This is a genomic window from Amycolatopsis endophytica (genome assembly GCF_013410405.1).
GTDB lineage: Bacteria > Actinomycetota > Actinomycetes > Mycobacteriales > Pseudonocardiaceae > Amycolatopsis_E > Amycolatopsis_E endophytica.
Genome location: NZ_JACCFK010000002.1, coordinates 1,397,757 through 1,415,359 on the forward strand (window position 1 = coordinate 1,397,757; position 17,603 = coordinate 1,415,359).

Here is a 17,603-nt window from a genome sequence, read left to right on the forward strand (position 1 = left end):
ACTATGGCGGAGGTACGGGGCTACTGCACGCTGTGCCGGTCCCGCTGCGGCGCCACCTACACGGTCGAGGACGGGATGCTGCGTGACGTCCGGCCCGATCCGGACCATCCGACCGGCGCCGCGATGTGCCCGAAGGGCCGCGCCGCCCCGGAGCTGGTGCACTCCCCCGCGCGCCTCACCACGCCCCTGCGCCGCACCACGCCCCGCTCCGATCCGGACCCGCGCTGGCGCGAGATCAGCTGGGACGAGGCGATGACCGAGATCGCCGAGCGCTTGGGCACGATCCGCTCGGAAAGCGGCGCCGAGGCGGTCGCGTTCTCGGTGACCTCCCCCAGTGGCACCCCGATGTCGGACTCGATCGACTGGGTCGAACGGTTCATCCGCCTGTTCGGCAGTCCGAACACGCTGTACTCGACCGAGATCTGCAACTGGCACAAGGACTTCGCACACGCGTTCACCTTCGGATGCGGCCTGCCCGCGCCGGACTACGCGAACACCGGGCTGGCCGTCCTGTGGGGACACAATCCGGCGAAGTCCTGGCTCGCGCAGTCGGCCGCGCTCGCCGGGAGCGGCGCGAAGCTCGCCGTGATCGATCCGCGCCGCTCGACCAGCGCACTCCGGGCCGACCACTGGCTGCGCGTGCGTCCCGGCACCGACGCGGCTCTCGCTCTCGGTGTCGCCCACCAACTGCTCCAACGGCGTGTCCACGACGAGGCGTTCGTGCGGTCGTGGACGAACGGGCCGATGCTGGTCCGCCGCGACACCGGCCGGTTCCTGCGGGCGGCCGAACTCGACCCGCGGCTGTCGGGGTTCGTCGTGTGGGACGACGGTCCGCTGCCCTACGGCGCCACCGCGCGCCCCGCCCTGCGCGGCGCGCGGCGAGTGACCACCGTGGACGGACCGGTCGACTGCGTACCGGCGTTCGAGCACTACGCAAACGCTTGCGCGGCCTGGCCACTCGACCGGACCGCCGCGGTGACCACAGTGGCCTCCTCGGCGATCGGCGCCTTCGTGGACGATCTGGCCTCGGCGGAGTCCGTGTCGTACGCGGCGTGGTCGGGAGTCGGCCAGCACGTGGACGCCACCCAGACCGAGCGGGCGATCGCCACGCTCTACGCGCTCACTGGCAGCTTCGACACGCCCGGTGGCAACGTCGTGCTGCCCAAGCAGCCGGTCAACCCGGTCGCCGCGCAGCTCGCGCCCGGGCAACGGGCCAAGGCGCTCGGCCTGGACGACTTCCCGCTCGGCCCGCCCGCGCAGGGGTGGGCCAACGCGCGCGACTTCTGCCAGGCGGTCCTGACCGGCCGGCCCTACCGGGTGCGGGCGCTGGTGTCCTTCGGCGGCAACCTCCTGCTGTCCCAGCCGGACCCGCGCCGGACCGCGGCCGCGCTGCGTGAGCTGGAGTTCGCCGTGCACCTCGACCTGTTCGAGAACCCGACCGCCCGGTTCGCGGATCTGCTGCTGCCGGTGAACACGCCGTGGGAGCGCGAGGCGGTCAAGGCCGGGTTCGAGATCACCGCCGCCGCGCAGGCACGGGTGCAGCTCCGGCCGAAGATGGCCGACCCGGCGGGACAGTCGCGTTCGGACACCGAGTTCGTCTTCGACCTGGGCACGCGGCTCGGGCTGGACTTCTTCGGCGGACGGATCGAAGACGGCTGGAACCACCAGCTCGCCCCCCTCGGCATCACCGCCGCCGAGTTGCGAGAACGGCCGGGCGGGATCGACCTCCCGTTGCCGGTGCGACACCGCAAGTACCGCGACACCGGCTTCGACACCCCGACCGGACGGGTCGAGCTGTACTCGGAACGGCTCGCCGAGCACGGCTACCCGCCCGTGCCGGTGGCGCAGGAGCCCGTGTACGACGACCGGTTCCCCCTGGTGCTCACCTGCGCGAAGAACGGGTACTTCTGCCACAGCCAGCACCACGGGATCTCCTCCTTGCGCAAGCGCTTTCCCGAACCGCTCGTGGAGGTCAGCGCCGAGCTGGCCGCGGAGCGCGGGATCACCGACGGGCAGTGGGTCCGGATCACCACCGCGGCCGCGTCGGTGCGGATGAAGGCCCGGATCGACCCGGCCCTGCACCGCGACGTCGTGGTCGCCGAATACGGCTGGTGGCAACCGGCCGACGACCTCGCCCTGCCCGGCTCCGATCCGCTCGCCGAGGGCGGCACCAACTACAACCTGCTCATCGGGGACGAGCGCCGTGACCCGGTCAGCGGTTCCTTCGCCCTGCGCTCGTCCACCTGCGACATCGTGCCGGAGCCGACCTGGACCGGTGCGCGGGAGTTCGTCGTGGACAGCGCGGAGCCGGAGACCGCGGAGGTGCTGGCCATCCGGGTGCGGCCCGTCGACGGCGCGCCGCTGCCGGAGTTCCGGCCCGGACAGCACATCACGGTCGCGCTGGCGGACGACCCCGGTCTGGCGCGCAGCTACTCGCTCACCGGAACCGACGTCGCCACCTACGGGATCGCGGTGCGGCGTGTCCCGGGTGGACGGTTTTCGGGAGTGGTACACGAGCGGTTCCGGCCGGGTGAACGGGTGCTGGTCACGCCGCCGTCCGGGGTGTTCGCGATCCCGGCCGGGCATGAGCGGCCGATCGTGCTGCTGGCGGCCGGGATCGGGATCACCCCGTTCCTCGGGCTCGCTCCGGCGACGGAAACCGTGCTGCACTACGGGAACCGCAACGGCCGCTCGCACGCGTTCCGGGACCGGCTCGCGGCGATGAACCTGCGGGTGATCGACCACTACAGCAGGCCGGATCCGGGCGACGTGTTCGACGTGCGCGGCCGCATCACGGCGGAGGATGTGGACGATGACCTGATCCGGCGGCGGGCGCGGTTCTACCTGTGCGGCCCGCCGGGGATGCTGGACGAGGTGATCGCCGGGCTGGTCGCGCGGGGCGTGCCGCGGTTCGACATCTTCGCCGAACGCTTCCGGGCCGCCGCCGCGCCGGTGACCATCGCGGACGACGCAACGGCGACGGTGCGGTTCGCCCGCTCCGGCCGGGAGGCCCGGTGGCGCAAGGCGGACGGCACGTTGCTGCAGCTCGCCGAACGCGAAGGGCTGTCCCTGCCCAGCGGATGCCGCCTGGGACAGTGCGAAAGCTGCGCGACGGCCGTGCTCGCCGGGTCCGTCGCCCACCTCGTCACCCCGGCCGACGACCTGCCCGAGAACCACTGCCTGACCTGCCAGTCCGTGCCGGCGTCCGACGTCGTGCTCGACGCGTGAAGGGAAATCCGTGCTCACCGTTTCCGCCGACGACACCGCCCGCGCCCTGGAGTTCGGCGCGCTCATCCCCGCGCTGCGCGAAGGGCTGGCGCGCGGGGCGACCGCACCGCCACGGCATCACCACAGCGTCGGGGAGGAAGCGACGCTGTTGCTGATGCCCTCCTGGCAGGGGGATCTGCTCGGGGTGAAGCTGGTGAACGTCTTCCCGGCGAACCGCGCGCGGGGGCTGCCGGCGTTGTCGTCGGCGTACGTGCTGGCCAGCGCGGAGACGGGCGAGCACCTCGCGGTGATCGACGGCGACGAGCTGACCCGCCGCCGCACGGTCGCCACGTCGGCACTCGCGTCGTCCTACCTCGCGCGGCCGGACAGCCGGGTGCTGCTGGTGGTCGGCGCCGGGCACATCGGCAGCCTGGCGGCGCAGGCGCACGCCGCGGTGCTCGGAATCGAAACCGTGCTGGTGCACAACCGTTCACGGCCCGCGGCGTCGGAGCTGGTGGACCGGTTGCGAGCGTCCGGATTGGACGCGAGCGTGGTCGGCGACCTGGACGCCGCGGTGCCCGAGGCCGACGTGATCACCTGCGCGACGCTGGCGACGAGCCCGGTCATCCGCGGCGGCCTGCTGCGCCCCGGCACGCACCTGGACCTGGTCGGCAGCTTCCGCCCGGACATGCGCGAGGCCGACGCGGAGTGCCTGAGCCGCGGCACGGTGTTCGTCGACAGCGAGATCGCCCTGACCGAATCCGGTGATCTCGCGGGTTTCGACCCCGCCGCCGTGGCGGCCACCCTCCCCCAGCTCTGCCGTGGCGAAGCCCCGGGCAGGCGGGACGACACGCAGATCACCGTGTTCAAGGCCGTCGGCACGGCCGTGGCGGACCTGGCGGCCGCCGAACTCGCCTACCGCCGCGCCGCCGCCTGACCCCACCGGCCACCGTTCACGGACGGCAACGCCCGGAAACCAGCACCACCCACCACCGTCCCCACCGCGCGGTGCGCGCGGTCCAGCACCCCGGGAGTTCCCCCATGCCCGATCCCCTGGTCACCGTCGAGCCACGGCAGAGCGGTCTGGCCCGCGTCGCCACCCGGACCGCGGCCTGGTCGGAGAAGTGGTTCCCCAACACGCTCGTCTTCGCGCTGCTCGTGCTGGCCGTCGTGGCGATCGCCGCGATGGCCGGTGGCGCCTCGCCCGCCACGGTGAGCCAGACGTTCGGCGACGGGTTCTGGGACCTCATCCCGTTCACCATGCAGATGGCGATGGTCGCGATCGGCGGGTACGTCGTCGCGACCGCCAGGCCCGTCCGGCGGGCGATCGTCGCGCTGGCCCGGATTCCGCGCACCCCACGCGGCGCGGTCGCGATGGTCGCCACGGTCAGCCTGCTCTCGGCGCTGCTGAACTGGGGGTTCAGCCTCATTTTCAGCGCGCTCCTGGTGCGGCGCCTTGCCGAGCGGGAGAACCTGCGCGTCGACTACCGGGCCGCCTCGGCCGCCGCCTACCTCGGGCTCGGCGGCAGCTGGGCGCTCGGCCTCAGTTCGTCCGCGGCGCAGCTACAGGCCAATCCGTCGTCCATTCCGGACTCACTGCTGCCGGTCACCGGCGTGATCCCGTTCCGGGAGACCATTTTCGCGTGGCAGTCGCTACTGCTGGCCGCGGTCGTGGTGGTGGTCTGCGTGACCGTGGCGTTCCTCTCCGCGCCGCGCGCGGACAGCGCCCGCACCGCGGCCGACCTCGGCATCGATCCGCGGGACCCGGTCGAGGACGACGCCCCGCGTTCGCGTCCCGGCGAATGGCTGGAGTACAGCCCGCTGCTCACGATCGTCGTCGTCGCGCTGGTCGGCGGCTGGGCGATCCAGGAGTTCGCCGCGCAGGACCCGATCGTCGCCATCTCCGGCCTCAACACCTACAACCTGCTCTTCCTCACCCTCGGCCTGCTGCTGCACTGGCGCCCGCGCCGCTTCCTGGCCGCGGTGACGAAGGCCGTGCCCGCGACCGGCGGCGTGCTCATCCAGTTCCCGTTCTACGCGGGCATCGCGGCGGTCATGACGAAGGCGACGGACGGCTCCGGCACCTCGATCTCGCACCACCTGGCGTCGTTGTTCACCGGCGCGGGCAACGCGGCGACGTTCCCGCTGCTGATCGGCGCCTATTCGGTGGTGCTGGGCTTCCTCATCCCCTCCGGCGGCGGCAAATGGGTCATCGAGGCGCCCTACGTCATGCAGGCGGCCAACGACCAGCACGTCAACCTCGGCTGGACCGTCCAGATCTACAACGCCGCCGAGGCCCTGCCCAACCTGATCAACCCGTTCTGGATGCTGCCGCTGCTGGGTGTGCTCTCCCTCAAGGCCCGCGACATCGTCGGCTACACGGTGCTGTACCTGTTCGCGCTGCTGCCGGTGGTGCTCGGACTCCTCACGGTGCTCTCGCCCACGTTGCCCTACCACCCACCGGTCATGCACTGAGCGCATCAATGGATGCAAATCCAGGCGTGCGGTCCATCAGTCCGTCCTCCTAGGGTCGCCATAGCCACTGCCACCCGAGAGGAGCACCGCGTGACCGGGTCCGCTTTCCGACCGCTCGCCGGAATCCGGGTTCTCGACTTCACGAGAGTGCTGTCCGGTCCCTACGCCACGATGCAGCTGGCGGAGCTGGGCGCGGATGTCGTGAAGGTGGAGATGCCCGGCACCGGTGACGAAACCCGCGCCTGGGGCCCGCCGTTCGTCGACGAGTCCAGCGCCTACTTCCACGCGGTCAACCAGGGCAAGCGCAGCATGGTCCTGGACCTGGCCGATCCCGGCACGCGGGAGACCGCCGAGGAGCTGATCCGGCGCAGCGACGTGGTGGTGGAGAACTTCCGGCCGGGCGTGGCCGACCGGCTCGGGATCGGGCCGCGGCGGGTCGCCGAGCTCGCCCCGCACGTGGTCTACGCGTCGATCAGCGGGTTCGGTTCGAACGGCCCGATGGCCGGGCACGCCGGTACGGAGGTCGTCGTCGAGGCGGAGTCCGGGCTGATGAGCATCACCGGTCTGCCCGGCGGGGAACCGGTCCGCTTCGGGGTGGCGATGATCGACATCGCAACGGGGCTGTCCGCGGTGAACGGTCTGCTGGCCGCTCTCGTCGAACGGTCGCGCACCGGGCGTGGACGGCACGTCGAGGTGTCGCTCTACGCCACCGCCGTGAGCGCGATGGGCACCCTCATCGCCTCCGAGTCCGCCGGTGGCGGAGCGCCGCGTGCCTGGGGCAGCGCGCATCCGTCGATCGTCCCCTACCGGGCCTTTTCGACGCGGGACGGGCACCTCGTGGTCGGGGCGACCAACGACGCCATGTTCACCCGGCTCACGAAAGCCCTTGACCTGCAAGCGGAACTGTCGCGGCCGGAGTGGGCGGGCAACGCCGGGCGCGTCGCCGGCCGGGACGCGATCGAGGACGTCCTCGGCCGGGCCCTGGCGGTGATGCACTCCGCCGACGCGCTCGGCAGGCTCCGCGACCACGGTGTCCTCGCCGCGCCGGTGCTGGGGGTCGGCGAGGCCGCCCGCAGCGCGCAGACCGCCGCGCTCGGCCTGGTCACCGAGGATGACGGCCTCCTGCTCGCCCGGTCTCCCCTGTCCGCCAACGGAACGCGCCGGCTCGGGCGGGCGCCGGCGCTGGGCGGGCACACCGACGAAATCCTCGCCGAACTCACGGAGGACAGCCATGCCAGTCAATGACGACCTGCGCCCCTACCTCACCGACCACGGCACGCCGATCGGAGTGGACTTCCCGCACTCGGTGGGCGGTACCACGCGCGAACCGGCGAAGTGGACGGACACGATGGACCCGGCGACCGGCGAGCCGCTGGCCCGCGTGGGCACCGCGACCGCGGCCGAGATCGACGACGCCGTGACCGTGGCGCGCGCCGCCGCGCAACCGTGGTCGGCACTCGCCCCGAGCGAGCGCGGCACTCTGCTGCGGCGCCTGGGCGCGCTCGTCCGCCGCGACGCCGACACGCTGGCCCGGCTGGAGACCCGCGACACCGGCAAACCGCTCGCGCAGGGCCGGGCCGATCTCGCGGCCGCCGCCCGCTACTTCGAGTTCTACGGCTCGGTGGTCGAGGGGTTCCTCGGGGACACCATCCCGCTCGGGTCCGCCGCGCTGGCCGTCGTCGAGCGCGAACCGCACGGTGTGACCGGGCACGTGATCCCGTGGAACTACCCGGCGCAGATCACCGCCCGTTCGGTCGGCGCGGCGCTGGCGGCCGGGAACGCCACGGTCGTCAAGCCCGCCGACGAGGCACCGCTGGTCGCCCTGCGCTACGCGGCGCTGGCGGCCGAGGCCGGTTTCCCGGCCGGGGTGCTGAACGTGCTGCCCGGCGGAGCCGAAGCAGGCGACGCGCTGACCGGCAACCCCGAGGTGGACCACGTCTCGTTCACCGGCTCGGTCGCCACCGGCCGCGCCGTCGCCGGTGCCTGCGCCCGCCGCGGGCGGCCGGTCCTGCTCGAACTCGGCGGCAAATCGGCCCATCTGGTGCTGGAGGGCGCCGATCTGGACCGCGCGGCGCCGGTGATCGCCCGCGCCCTGCTGCTGCACGCGGGACAGACCTGCACCGCGGGGACCAGGGTGATCGTCCACGAGTCGCTGCACGCCGAACTGGTCGGGCGGCTGGCCGCGTTCTTCAACTCCGCGACGCTCGGACCGGGACTCACCGACCCCACGGTCGGGCCCGTGGTGACCGCGGCACAGGCCGACCGCGTCCGCGGGTTCATCGAGCGGGCGCGTAGCGACGGCGCCGTCGTCGCCGCCCAGGCGCAGGCCGGGGACCTGCCCGGCTTCTTCGTCGCGCCGGTGCTGTTCGACGCGGTGCGGCAGGACAGCGAACTGTTCGCCGAGGAGGTGTTCGGCCCCGTGCTGGCCGTCACCCCGGTCGAGTCCGACGAAGCCGCGATCGCCGCCGCCCACGACAGCCGGTACGGGCTGACCGCGGCCGTGTGGTGCCGCGACGTGGACCGCGCGTTGCGCACCGCCCGGCGGCTGCACGTGGGCCAGGCCAGCGTGAACGGCTACGCGCCCGGCGGCGGCGTCGAACTGCCCTTCGGCGGCGTCCGGGACAGCGGCTACGGCCGGGAAAAGGGCGCCGAGGCCCTGCGCGAGTACACCCGCACCCGCACGCTGTTCGTCGACATCGCCCCGGCCTGACCCCGGACCGCCCCTTGAACCCAGCGTTGTCGTGCGAGGGAAGGAAAACAGCATGCCCCCGGAAGAGAAGCGGCTCGCCGAGGTATGGGGTGACGTCGTCGACGAGCGCAGCGTGAAGATCGCGGTGCTGCTCGGGATCGCCGTCGCCGTCCCCTCGTTCCTCGTCGCCCGCGCGGCTTTCGGCGCGGGAGTGGACAACCAGGATCTGGCCCGCACCTACGCGATGGTCGTCGGCCTGGCCGCGTGCCTCGTCGCGGGCGGCATCGCGGCGAAACTGTTCAAACCGCAGCGGATCGTCACCGAACGCGGGGTCGACCCCGAGGACCAGCGGCGGGTGCTGCGTGAACTGGGCGAGGCCCACGGCATCGGGACGCTGGCCGACCTCAGCGCGCGGGAACGGGACGAACTGCGGCGTCTCGGCCTGGAAGAGGTCTTCCTGGACGCGGAGAAGGCCGGATGAGCGCGCTGCTGGACTCCGCGCTGGCCGCGCTGCTGGCCGGTCTCGGGGGCGCGGTCGTGTTCTCCCTCCTCGGGCTCGTGTCGGGCACGGACGAGACGGCCACGCTCGCGCCGCTGACACTGGCGGTGGTCCTGCTCGGCGTGCCACCGGCGGGGGTGCTGACGTTCTTCATCGCCGGGGCGACGGCCAAGCACATGACGCACGCCGTGCCGACGACGCTGCTCGGCATCCCGGGCGACACGATGGCGATCGCGTTGATGGACGAGGCGAACGCACTGCGCAGGCTCGGGGTGCCCCACATCGCGCTGCGCAAGGCGATCACGGCCGCGTTGCTGTCCGCGCTGATCGCCGTCCCGGTGTCGGTGCTGGCGGCGAGCGCGCTCGCCTCGGTCGCGGGACCGGTCAAACAGGTGGTGCCCTACCTGTTCCCGCTCATCGCGATCGGGATCGCCTACCTCTCGCGCGGGCGCTGGGCGTCGGTGCTGGCGCTGGTGCCGCTGACGGCGATGATCACCGGGCTGAACTCGTTCGTGCACGAGCAGACCGGGAAGACCCTGTCGATCAGCTTCTTCGTCGGGCTCGCCATCGGGCCGCTGATCGTCGACGTCGTCGGTCTCTGCTCTCCCGTCACCCGCCGCGCGTTGCGGCGTGACAAACGGCCGGCGTTCTGGATCGCGCCCGAGACGGGCGAACCGCGGCGGGCGAGCATGCCGAACCCGGTGTCGGTGCTGACCCGCAAGGAAGTCACGACCGTGGCCACCGCCGCCACGGCGACGAGCCTGACGTTCGTGGTCAGCCCGCTGGCGATGGCGATCGTGGTCGGCGAGATCGTCGGTTCCCGCGTCCGGCAGGGCTACCAGCGACTGACGCGCGTGCTGTCGGTGCGCAACGGCGTGACCGATTCGACCTATCTGGCCGAGACGCTGATCCCGCTGGTGGCGGTCGGCCTGCCGCTGAGTCCCATCGCGGCCGGCGCGGCGGCGCCGCTGTTCAACGCGCCACCGGTCTACACGGTCGACCACAACCTGCACACGCTGCTCACCGCGCCCGAGTTCCTGGTGTTCGGCCTGCTCGGCGTGGTGCTGGCCGGCCTGATCGCCTACCCGCTGGCGATGCGCTACGCCCGCCGGGCGGCGCTGCTGGTGGCCCGCAGGCTCAGCCACGAGGCGGTGATCGCGGCGTTCACCGGGCTCGTGCTCGTCGTCGCGCTCTACGAGGGCGGGCTGTGGGGCGTGGTCGTCATGCTCACCGTCGGCCTGGTCGGCGGCACGCTCAACCGCGCGGTCGGGATGCACGCCGGCGTGCAGTGCATGGCCTACTACGTCTCGGTGCTGTCCGTGCCGGTGTTGCTGGGATGACGGGGCTCGTGCACGCCGTGCGGCCACCTCGCCACGTCGGAGGCCAGCGCCCGGACGGTGTCGGCGAAGTGACCGGCGGCGGGCGAAAGCGGACGGCCGGGCATCGAGACCAGTCCGAGGGTGCGGTCCACCGTCGGTTCGACCAGCTCGGCGGCCTCCAGCCCGGCGAAGGACATCAGCGGGAGCACCAGGGACGGCACGGCCGCGATGCCGAGCCCCGCCGCGACGAGACCGGCGATGACCGCGATGTTCTGCGCCTCCACGATCCGGTCCGGCGCCGCGCCCAGCGCGGCGAACGTGTCGTCGGTCAGTGTCCGGATGCTGCTGGCGTGCCCGAACATCACCACCGGCTCGGTTACCAGCTCCCGCCATCCGACGCTGCGGCGGCCGCGGAAGAAGTGATCGGGCCGGTGGACGACCTGGAACCGGTCGGCGGCCAGCGGCGTGAACTCGACACCGTCGGGCAGTCCCTCGTCCACGGTGACGGCGAAATCGACGCGCCCGGCGACGACCTGCTCGATCGCCAGGTGTGCCAGCGTGTCGTCGATGTCGACGACGACGCCGGGCGCCTTCTCCCGCAGGGCGGCCACCCAGACCGGCAGCACGGTCGCGGCCACCGACGGCAGCGCCGCGACCCGCACGCGGCCGCCGAGCCCGTCGCGGAACAGCGCGAACCGGCGCAGCTCACGTTCGTGGTGACCGAGGATCGCCCGCGCGGTGCGGACGAACTCCTCGCCCACCGGGGTCGGGGTCACCGACCGGGTGGTGCGCGTGAACAGGCGGGCACCCACCCGCCGCTCGGCGTCGTTGACGGCCCTGCTCAGCGCGCTCTGCGAGATGTGCACGGCTTCGGCCGCCTCGGTGAAACTGCGGCGCCGCGCGACCTCCAGCACCAGCCGGAGATCGCGCAGCGTCACGTCGATGTCCACGCGGTCACCTTAGACAAAGGAGTGCACCCATGACGAGCCGACGGCGTATCGTCACCGGCCACGACCACGACGGACGGTCCACCGTGGCCGGTGACTCGGTGGTGGAGCCGCGCACCTCACCGGGTCTGCCGGGGGTGGAGATGCGCTACCTGTGGGGCGCCGACGAGCCGCAGTCCTATCCGGACGGCGGGACGGAACCGGCGTGGCGGCGGCACTTCCCGCCGCTGGGCGGGTTCCGCTTCGTGTCCTTCACGCTGCCACCGGCCGGTACCGGGGAACCGGTTTCGGAGCAGGCGTCGGCTCACGCGCGGGAGGCGTTCCCCGGGCTGCTGGAGACCTACCGCGAAGACGAGCCGGGGATGCACAGGTCCGATACGACGGACCTGGCGATCGTGTTGTCCGGCGAGGTCGTGCTCGGCCTCGACGACGGCAGCGAACACGTGCTGCGGGCGGGCGACACGGTCGTCCAGAACGGCACCGCGCACAGCTGGACCAATCGGAACACCGAACCCGCCGAGATGCTGTTCGTGCTCGTCGGGGCGCGACGGGAGGGCTGAGGAATGAGCACGACGACTGGCCGCGCCGCGGTCATGGAGGACTACGGCGCCGAGTTCACGGTCCGCGAGTTCCCGCGGCCCGTGGCCGAACCCGGCGGTCTGGTGGTGGAGATCGACGTCGCGACCGTGTGCGGTTCGGACGTGCACGCCTGGCAGGGACACCTCGCCGGGGTCCTGCCGATCAGCCCGCCGCTGATCCTCGGGCACGAGATGACCGGGCGCGTCGTGGAGATCGGCGCGGGCGCGGACGTCGACAGTGCCGGCCAGGACCTGCGGGTCGGTGACCGTGTCGTGTGGGCGCACACGCCGTGCGGACGGTGTCACGAGTGCACTGTGGAGCGTCAGCCGGTGTTGTGCGCGCGGCGCTACATCGGTTACCTCAACGACTGTTCGGTGCCGCCGCACTTCACCGGCACGTTCGCGGAGTACGGCGTGGTGCGGCCGGACGCGGGGCGGATCCGCGTGCCGGACACCGTGGAGTCCGGGTGGGCGTCGGCGGGCAGTTGCGCGCTGCGGACCGTCGTGCGGGCGCTGTCGGTCGCGGGCCCGGTCGGGCCGGAGGACACCGTGGTGGTGCAGGGCGCCGGGCCGCTCGGGCTGTTCGCCACGGCGTTGCTGTCCCTGCACGATCCGCGGCGGCTGGTCGTGGTGGGCGGGCCCGAAGACCGGCTGGAGCTGGCCCGCGAGTGGGGCGCCACGCACACGGTGCCGGTCGACCCGGACGCCGATCCGGCGGGCCGCGTCGACGAGGTCCTGGGTATCACCGGTCGGGGCGCGTCCGTCGCGTTCGAACTGGCCGGCGCGCCGGGTGTGGTGACCGAAGGCGTCCGGATGATGGCGCGCAACGGCCGGTACGTGGTGATGGGCACCCTGGGCGGCCCGCCCCAGCCGGTGCACGTGGCCACGCTGGTCTCACGCGGCATCACGCTGCGCGGCTCGATGAGCGGCGAAATCGGCGACTACCACACGGCGATGGGTGTCCTCGACCGCTACCGGGACCGTTTCGCGTGGGACAGGCTGCTGGGCAGCACCTACGGCCTGGAACACCTCGCCGACGCGATGAGCGCGATGCGGCGGATGGACGAGATCAAACCGGTGATCCGGCCCCGGCAGGGCTGACGGCGGCCTCCGGTCAACGGCGCACTCCCGGTGCCGCCGAGACTCGCACCGCGTCGGCGAGTTCACGCGCACCCGGGAAGAAGGCGTTCACGACGACCTTCCGCCCGTCGGTGCGCTTGATCACGCAGCGCCAGTCGATGCCGACGCGGTTGCCGATCTTGCCTTCCTGCCAGATGCCGCGCGCGTCCACCACCGCGACGTCCGCCCACGGGAACTCCGCCCGGTCGCGGGCGTTGCGGTGGTGCACGAACCCACCGGCGTGCAGGTCGATCCGTTCGCCGCGGTGCCGCAGGCCCTGCACCAGGCGCCGCAGGCCGTAGGGCAGGAGGAGCACGCTCAGCCCGAAGCACGCGCTGCCCGCCCACACCACGCCGGTCATCGACGATGCGGACGGGGTGCCGTCGTAGAGGTAGACGTCCAGCTGGACCAAGACCAGGCCGAGCGGCACCAGCACCGCCGCGGCGGCCAGGCACAGCACGGCCTGCCGCAGACGGCGGCCGTTCTCACTGGGATAGGACTGGACGAGTGCGCCGAGATCTGCCATACCGGGCACCTTAGGGCGCGACGGGCCACCGCCAGGGGGCCTTGACCGGAAGCTGCCGGGGGCGAAGACCACGTCGTGCGAGCCACTGCTCGAATTCCGGGGCGGAGCGCGCTGCCAGGGCGACGATCGGGATCGCCCCGACCTTCACCGGGCCGCCCCGCTCAGGGTGGTCACCAGCTCCCTGGCGGTCGTCCACTCCGGAACCCAGCCGCCGATCGTCCGCTTGCCCGGCGCGGTGATCATCATCGAGGAGCCCTTCCCGTCCCGGAAGTGCCGGATTCGCCAGTCGCCGCGCCAGGGCAGGAAACCGCCGGGCGAGCGCGCGCCCTCGCGGTCGAAGTGGAAGTTCCCGTACTCCACTTCGCCGGTCCGCTCGAACGCGGCCGTCAGCCGGTGCACGATCCGGTCCCGGCAGCGCTGCACGATCAGCTTCGAGAGGACCCCCTGCCGGTGCACGTCGTGGATGAAGATCCGCGTGCTGTCGTGCAGAACCAGTTCCAGGGTTTCCCAGTGGGTCGTCGTGGCTCCGTCCTGGTACGTCTTGGCCACGGGCCGGTGCACGACGTACTCGATGCCGGGCCACGGAATCGTCAGACGCTCCCCCGCCATCTCGACGACCAGCCCGCCCGGAGTGACCTCGTAGAACCGCCGTCCCCCGCTCGGCGGCACCAGCACGACGAAGGCACCCCAGCCGCCGACCACCGCGATCGCGACACCCACCGCGAGCCACCGGCCGACGAAGATGAACAGCAGCGGACCGATCGTGCACAGCAGCAACCAGGAGCCGTAGGCGATCGTGGTGAGGAACCGGCGCTGGGTGCGGAACCGGGTTCGCCGTGCCATGACGCCGACCGTAACGCTCGGCACGAAGCGGGGGAAGGAGCAGGCCGGAAGCTGCCACAGCCGCGCCGCGAGACGTGCGGTCAGGCCGGGTTCCCCGGTTCCAGGTCGCGCACGGCCCGGAACCCGATCTGCCCGCCCGCCGAGGTTCCGCTCGCGGCGGTCACCGGGCGCAGCAGGGCGCCCACGTGGTCGCCGGTGTCGTGGCGGGACAGGATCTCGCCGACGAACCAGTCCGCGCACGCCTGCAGCAGCGGCACTCCCCCGTGCCCCGGCCGCCAGGCGCAGCGGGCGAACTTGTCGGTGCCGAACCCGCTGTGCGCGCCGAACAGCACGGCCAGATCGCCGCAGTCCTCGGTCAGCCGGTGTACCCCGAGACGCGTGGCGCGCGAGGCGACTTGGAACGTGTGGTTCTTCTTCGACAACCAGACCATGAACCGCGGCGGCGAGATGCTGCACTGGGCGGCGAAACCGAGGAGGCATCCCGCCCGTCGCGCGCCGTCGGTGGTGGTCACGATGTACATCGGGTAGTCGAGCTGACGCATGACCGCCCCGAACGCGGGCACGGACATCAGCTGGTCAGGATCTGCGGGGACAGTTCCTTGAGCATCGCGTTGCTCCACTTCAACTGCCGCAGCGTCTGCGGATGGCACCGGCCCGCCAGCTCCACCAGGCCGGCCTTCTTCGCGGCCTGCGCGCTCTGCGCGAGCAGCTCCCAGTCCAGCGACACCCCGGCGCACGCGCGGTGCAGTCCGCGCAGGTCGGCCAGCAGCTCCAGCCCGGGTTCGGGACGATCGGCGAGCAGGTCGTCGGAGGCTATCCGCACCGGCGCGGGCGAACCCGGCCGCTCGGGCGCGTCCGGGCTCAGGTCCAGCCCCCACGACCGGCCCGCCTCCGCCAGTGCGCGAACATGGTCGCGCGACCAGGCGGCCAGATCACGGGCGATGTGGTGGATCTCCGGTTCGGCGCGGTGCCGGTCGGACAGCTCGGACAGCTGCCGGGCCAGCGAGGTCTCCGACCGGTGCAGTTCACGCAACGCGAGTCCGATCTTCATCGCACCCGCCCCAACGCCGCCGCGGCCGTCTTGAACAGCGGCTGTTTGGACACCGGATCCCATTCGGTGATGGTCAGCTCGTTGGCCGCGCGGTGGTGCTCGCCGCCGTCGGTGTCCCAGTATCCATAATGGAACGGCAGGAACAGCACACCCTCCCGGATGCCGCGGATCCGCACACGCGCGCGGACTGCGCCACGCGGGGTGGTGATCTCGGCGAAGTCGCCCTCGGACAGGTCGTGTGCCTTGGCGTCCTGTTCGGACACTTCGACCCACACCTCGGGCGCGGCGTCGTTCAGCTCGGGCGCACGGCCGGTCTTGGTGCGGGTGTGGAACTGGTACACGGTGCGGCCGGTGATCAACGCGAACGGGAACTCCGGCGACGGCGGTTCGTGCGGCGGCACGTATTCGGCGGGCTTGAGCATCGCCTTGCCGTCCGGGTTCATCGCCCGGTACTCGGTCGGCTCCATCGGCGCGCCGGTGACGAGATCGCGGCCGTAGACCTCGCAGTAGTCGGGGTGGGCGAAGAACTTCCCGTCGGCGTAGAGACGTTCGGTGCCCTCGGGGCGTTCCGGCGTGCACGGCCACTGGATCCCGCCGCCGCGCAGCTTGTCGTAGGTGAGGCCGGTGTAGTCACAGGGACGGCCGGCGCTCGCCTCCTTCCATGCCTCGAACGCGGATTCGGGATCGTTCCACGACGGGAACGGGGCCCCGTCGCGGTCGCGGAAGTCCATGCGCCGCGCGTAGTCCAGGAAGATGTCCAGATCGGACCGGGACTGCCCGGGCGGGTCGACGGCCTTGCCGGACAGGTGCACGGTGCGGTCGGCGTTGGTGAACACGCCCGTCTTCTCACCCCACATCGCGGCGGGCAGGACGACGTCGGCCAGTTCGGCGGTCTCCGTCCGGAACGCGTCCTGCACGACGAGGAACAGGCGGTCCTGCGACAGGATCGAACGGATGCGCCGCAGATCCGGCAGCGACACGGCCGGGTTGGTGGCCGAGACCCACAGCATCCGCATCGTGCCGTTCTCCGCGTAGCGGAACATCTGCATGGCGTGCGTGGGCGGCGAGTAGTGCGGGATCTGGATCTGGTCGAGGTTCCACAGCTTCGCGAGTTCGGCGACGTGGGCGTCGTTGGCCCAGTTGCGGAAGCCGGTGAGGTCGCCGTCGGCGCCGCATTCGCGCGTGTTCTCCGCGGTGGGCTGACCGTTCATCTGCAGCACCCCGCAGCCCGGTTTCCCGAGCATGCCGCGCAGCAGCACGACGTTGTTGACCGCCACCGAGGCGGCGCTGGCCTGGTGGGACTGGTAGAAGCCCTGCAGCACCGTGCACAGCAGGCGTTCGGACCGCCCGAGCAGGGCCGCGGCGTCACGGATCCGGGCGGCGGGCACGTGACAGATCTCGGCGGCCCACTCCGGGGTGCAGTCCTCGACGAGTCCCGCGAGCTTGCCGTAGCCGACGGTGCAGCGGTCCACGAAGTCGTGGTCGACCCAGTCGTGGGCGACGATCTCGTGCAGTAGCGCGTTCATCAGCGCCAGGTTCGTGCCGGGCATCGGGGCGAGGTGGATCGTGGCCGCGCGCGCCACGGGCGTCTCCCGCGGGTCGACGCACAGCAGCGCGGGCGGGTTCGGCCCGGCGAGCCGGTCGAGCATGCGGGCCCACAGCACGCTCTGGGTCTCGGCGGCGTTGTGGCCGAACAGGGCGATCACGTCCGCGTGGTCGACGTCGGTGTAGGAGGCCGGCTGGCCGTCGCAGCCGAAGGACGCCTTCAGCGACGCGGCCGCCGTCGCCGTGCACAGGCGGGTGTTGCCGTCGACGTGGTTGGTGCCGATGGCGCCGTGGGCGATCGCGGCGAGCGTGTAGTACTCCTCGCAGAACAGCTGGCCGCTGGTGTAGAAGCCGATCGCGCCCGGTCCCTGCTCGTCGAGCAGCTCGCGGCTGCGGGACACGACCAGCGACATCGCCTCGTCCCAGCTCGCCTCGGTGAGTTCCCCGTCGCGGCGGACGAGCGGGGTGGTGAGCCGGTCCGGGGAAGCGTTGGCCTGCCAGCCGTAGAGGTCCTTGACGTCCACGCGGCCGTGGTTGACGCGGTCGCCGGCCCACCCCCGCACGCCGACGATCCGGCCGTCCTTGACCGCGAGTTCGAGGCCGTCCCCGTTGGAGTGCAGGACCGCGGCGGTCGGCACCCACCGGTCGACGTCGTCCTCGGTGACCCCGTCGGCCAGGTGCGAATCGACCCGCACCGGCCACGGCTGCCCTGGTCCGTAGGGGGTGCGCGGGCCCCACGGGTCGGTGATGGCGTCGTTTCGCGTGCTCACCCCGTGTGAGTTACCCGCCGGTCACACGGGGAAAC

The 17,603-nt window shown here is 72.2% G+C and carries 15 protein-coding genes; 9 read left to right on the top strand and 6 right to left on the bottom strand.

Annotated features, from left to right (window positions below; translation table 11 throughout):
* The first annotated feature begins 3 nt into the window (after positions 1–3).
* The 7 genes from HNR02_RS32215 to HNR02_RS32245 all read left to right on the top strand — a co-directional run bounded on the left by HNR02_RS32215 (position 4) and on the right by HNR02_RS32245 (position 10,210).
* Positions 4–3,228, top strand: a complete 3,225-nt coding sequence (locus HNR02_RS32215; protein ID WP_179777376.1) for a molybdopterin-dependent oxidoreductase — start codon at positions 4–6, stop codon at positions 3,226–3,228.
* A 10-nt stretch (positions 3,229–3,238) separates the two neighbouring features.
* On the top strand, positions 3,239–4,144 hold the full coding sequence (gene lhpI / locus HNR02_RS32220; protein WP_179777377.1) for a bifunctional Delta(1)-pyrroline-2-carboxylate/Delta(1)-piperideine-2-carboxylate reductase: 906 nt from the start codon (positions 3,239–3,241) through the stop codon (positions 4,142–4,144).
* Positions 4,145–4,248: 104 nt separating this feature from the next.
* A complete protein-coding gene (locus HNR02_RS32225) occupies positions 4,249–5,682 on the top strand; it encodes a short-chain fatty acid transporter (protein WP_179777378.1) in 1,434 nt (477 codons plus the stop codon).
* A gap of 90 nt (positions 5,683–5,772) precedes the next feature.
* On the top strand, positions 5,773–6,927 hold the full coding sequence (locus HNR02_RS32230; RefSeq protein WP_179777379.1) for a CaiB/BaiF CoA transferase family protein: 1,155 nt from the start codon (positions 5,773–5,775) through the stop codon (positions 6,925–6,927).
* Entirely contained in the window at positions 6,914–8,392 is a 1,479-nt protein-coding gene (locus tag HNR02_RS32235) for an aldehyde dehydrogenase family protein (protein ID WP_179777380.1), read from the top strand. The genes HNR02_RS32230 and HNR02_RS32235 overlap by 14 nt, the downstream gene beginning before the upstream one ends.
* A gap of 52 nt (positions 8,393–8,444) precedes the next feature.
* On the top strand, positions 8,445–8,852 hold the full coding sequence (locus HNR02_RS32240) for a hypothetical protein (protein ID WP_179777381.1): 408 nt from the start codon (positions 8,445–8,447) through the stop codon (positions 8,850–8,852).
* Positions 8,849–10,210, top strand: a complete 1,362-nt coding sequence (locus tag HNR02_RS32245; RefSeq protein WP_179777382.1) for a tripartite tricarboxylate transporter permease — start codon at positions 8,849–8,851, stop codon at positions 10,208–10,210. The genes HNR02_RS32240 and HNR02_RS32245 overlap by 4 nt, the downstream gene beginning before the upstream one ends.
* Here the strand turns inward: HNR02_RS32245 and HNR02_RS32250 are convergent.
* The gene (locus tag HNR02_RS32250) at positions 10,171–11,139 is read right to left on the bottom strand and encodes a LysR family transcriptional regulator (protein ID WP_179777383.1); all 969 of its coding nucleotides are present in this window, start codon (positions 11,137–11,139) and stop codon (positions 10,171–10,173) included. The two genes, HNR02_RS32245 and HNR02_RS32250, sit on opposite strands and share 40 nt — an antisense overlap.
* A gap of 29 nt (positions 11,140–11,168) precedes the next feature.
* Here HNR02_RS32250 and HNR02_RS32255 point away from each other — a divergent pair, with 29 nt between their 5' ends.
* Both HNR02_RS32255 and HNR02_RS36340 read left to right on the top strand, forming a co-directional pair.
* A complete protein-coding gene (locus HNR02_RS32255; RefSeq protein ID WP_179777384.1) occupies positions 11,169–11,696 on the top strand; it encodes a cupin domain-containing protein in 528 nt (175 codons plus the stop codon).
* A gap of 3 nt (positions 11,697–11,699) precedes the next feature.
* On the top strand, positions 11,700–12,815 hold the full coding sequence (locus HNR02_RS36340) for a zinc-binding dehydrogenase (protein WP_179777385.1): 1,116 nt from the start codon (positions 11,700–11,702) through the stop codon (positions 12,813–12,815).
* Positions 12,816–12,828: 13 nt separating this feature from the next.
* Here HNR02_RS36340 and HNR02_RS32265 read toward each other — a convergent pair whose 3' ends face one another.
* The 5 genes from HNR02_RS32265 to HNR02_RS32285 all read right to left on the bottom strand — a co-directional run bounded on the left by HNR02_RS32265 (position 12,829) and on the right by HNR02_RS32285 (position 17,568).
* Positions 12,829–13,359 (bottom strand): hypothetical protein, encoded by a 531-nt coding sequence (locus HNR02_RS32265; protein WP_179777386.1) that lies wholly within the window; start codon positions 13,357–13,359, stop codon positions 12,829–12,831.
* A gap of 144 nt (positions 13,360–13,503) precedes the next feature.
* On the bottom strand, positions 13,504–14,202 hold the full coding sequence (locus HNR02_RS32270) for a hypothetical protein (protein ID WP_179777387.1): 699 nt from the start codon (positions 14,200–14,202) through the stop codon (positions 13,504–13,506).
* A gap of 80 nt (positions 14,203–14,282) precedes the next feature.
* Positions 14,283–14,771 carry a flavin reductase family protein gene (locus HNR02_RS32275; protein ID WP_179777388.1) on the bottom strand — a complete coding sequence of 163 codons (489 nt, stop codon included), beginning with the start codon at positions 14,769–14,771 and terminating at the stop codon, positions 14,283–14,285.
* Positions 14,771–15,253 (bottom strand): hypothetical protein, encoded by a 483-nt coding sequence (locus HNR02_RS32280; protein WP_179777389.1) that lies wholly within the window; start codon positions 15,251–15,253, stop codon positions 14,771–14,773. Before HNR02_RS32280 ends, HNR02_RS32275 begins: the two co-directional genes overlap by 1 nt.
* On the bottom strand, positions 15,250–17,568 hold the full coding sequence (locus HNR02_RS32285; protein WP_179777390.1) for a molybdopterin oxidoreductase family protein: 2,319 nt from the start codon (positions 17,566–17,568) through the stop codon (positions 15,250–15,252). The genes HNR02_RS32280 and HNR02_RS32285 overlap by 4 nt, the downstream gene beginning before the upstream one ends.
* Positions 17,569–17,603 lie beyond the last annotated feature (35 nt).

Bases quoted from the DNA above. Each gene is read 5' to 3' on its own strand.
- HNR02_RS32215 (WP_179777376.1), top strand. From the start codon at position 4: ATGGCGGAGGTACGGGGCTACTGCACGCTGTGCCGGTCCCGCTGCGGC.
- HNR02_RS32255 (WP_179777384.1), top strand. From the start codon at position 11,169: ATGACGAGCCGACGGCGTATCGTCACCGGCCACGACCACGACGGACGG.
- HNR02_RS32240 (WP_179777381.1), top strand. From the start codon at position 8,445: ATGCCCCCGGAAGAGAAGCGGCTCGCCGAGGTATGGGGTGACGTCGTC.
- HNR02_RS32265 (WP_179777386.1), bottom strand. From the start codon at position 13,359: ATGGCAGATCTCGGCGCACTCGTCCAGTCCTATCCCAGTGAGAACGGC.
- HNR02_RS32245 (WP_179777382.1), top strand. From the start codon at position 8,849: ATGAGCGCGCTGCTGGACTCCGCGCTGGCCGCGCTGCTGGCCGGTCTC.
- HNR02_RS32235 (WP_179777380.1), top strand. From the start codon at position 6,914: ATGCCAGTCAATGACGACCTGCGCCCCTACCTCACCGACCACGGCACG.
- HNR02_RS32270 (WP_179777387.1), bottom strand. From the start codon at position 14,202: ATGGCACGGCGAACCCGGTTCCGCACCCAGCGCCGGTTCCTCACCACG.
- HNR02_RS32275 (WP_179777388.1), bottom strand. From the start codon at position 14,771: ATGTCCGTGCCCGCGTTCGGGGCGGTCATGCGTCAGCTCGACTACCCG.
- HNR02_RS32225 (WP_179777378.1), top strand. From the start codon at position 4,249: ATGCCCGATCCCCTGGTCACCGTCGAGCCACGGCAGAGCGGTCTGGCC.
- HNR02_RS36340 (WP_179777385.1), top strand. From the start codon at position 11,700: ATGAGCACGACGACTGGCCGCGCCGCGGTCATGGAGGACTACGGCGCC.
- HNR02_RS32280 (WP_179777389.1), bottom strand. From the start codon at position 15,253: ATGAAGATCGGACTCGCGTTGCGTGAACTGCACCGGTCGGAGACCTCG.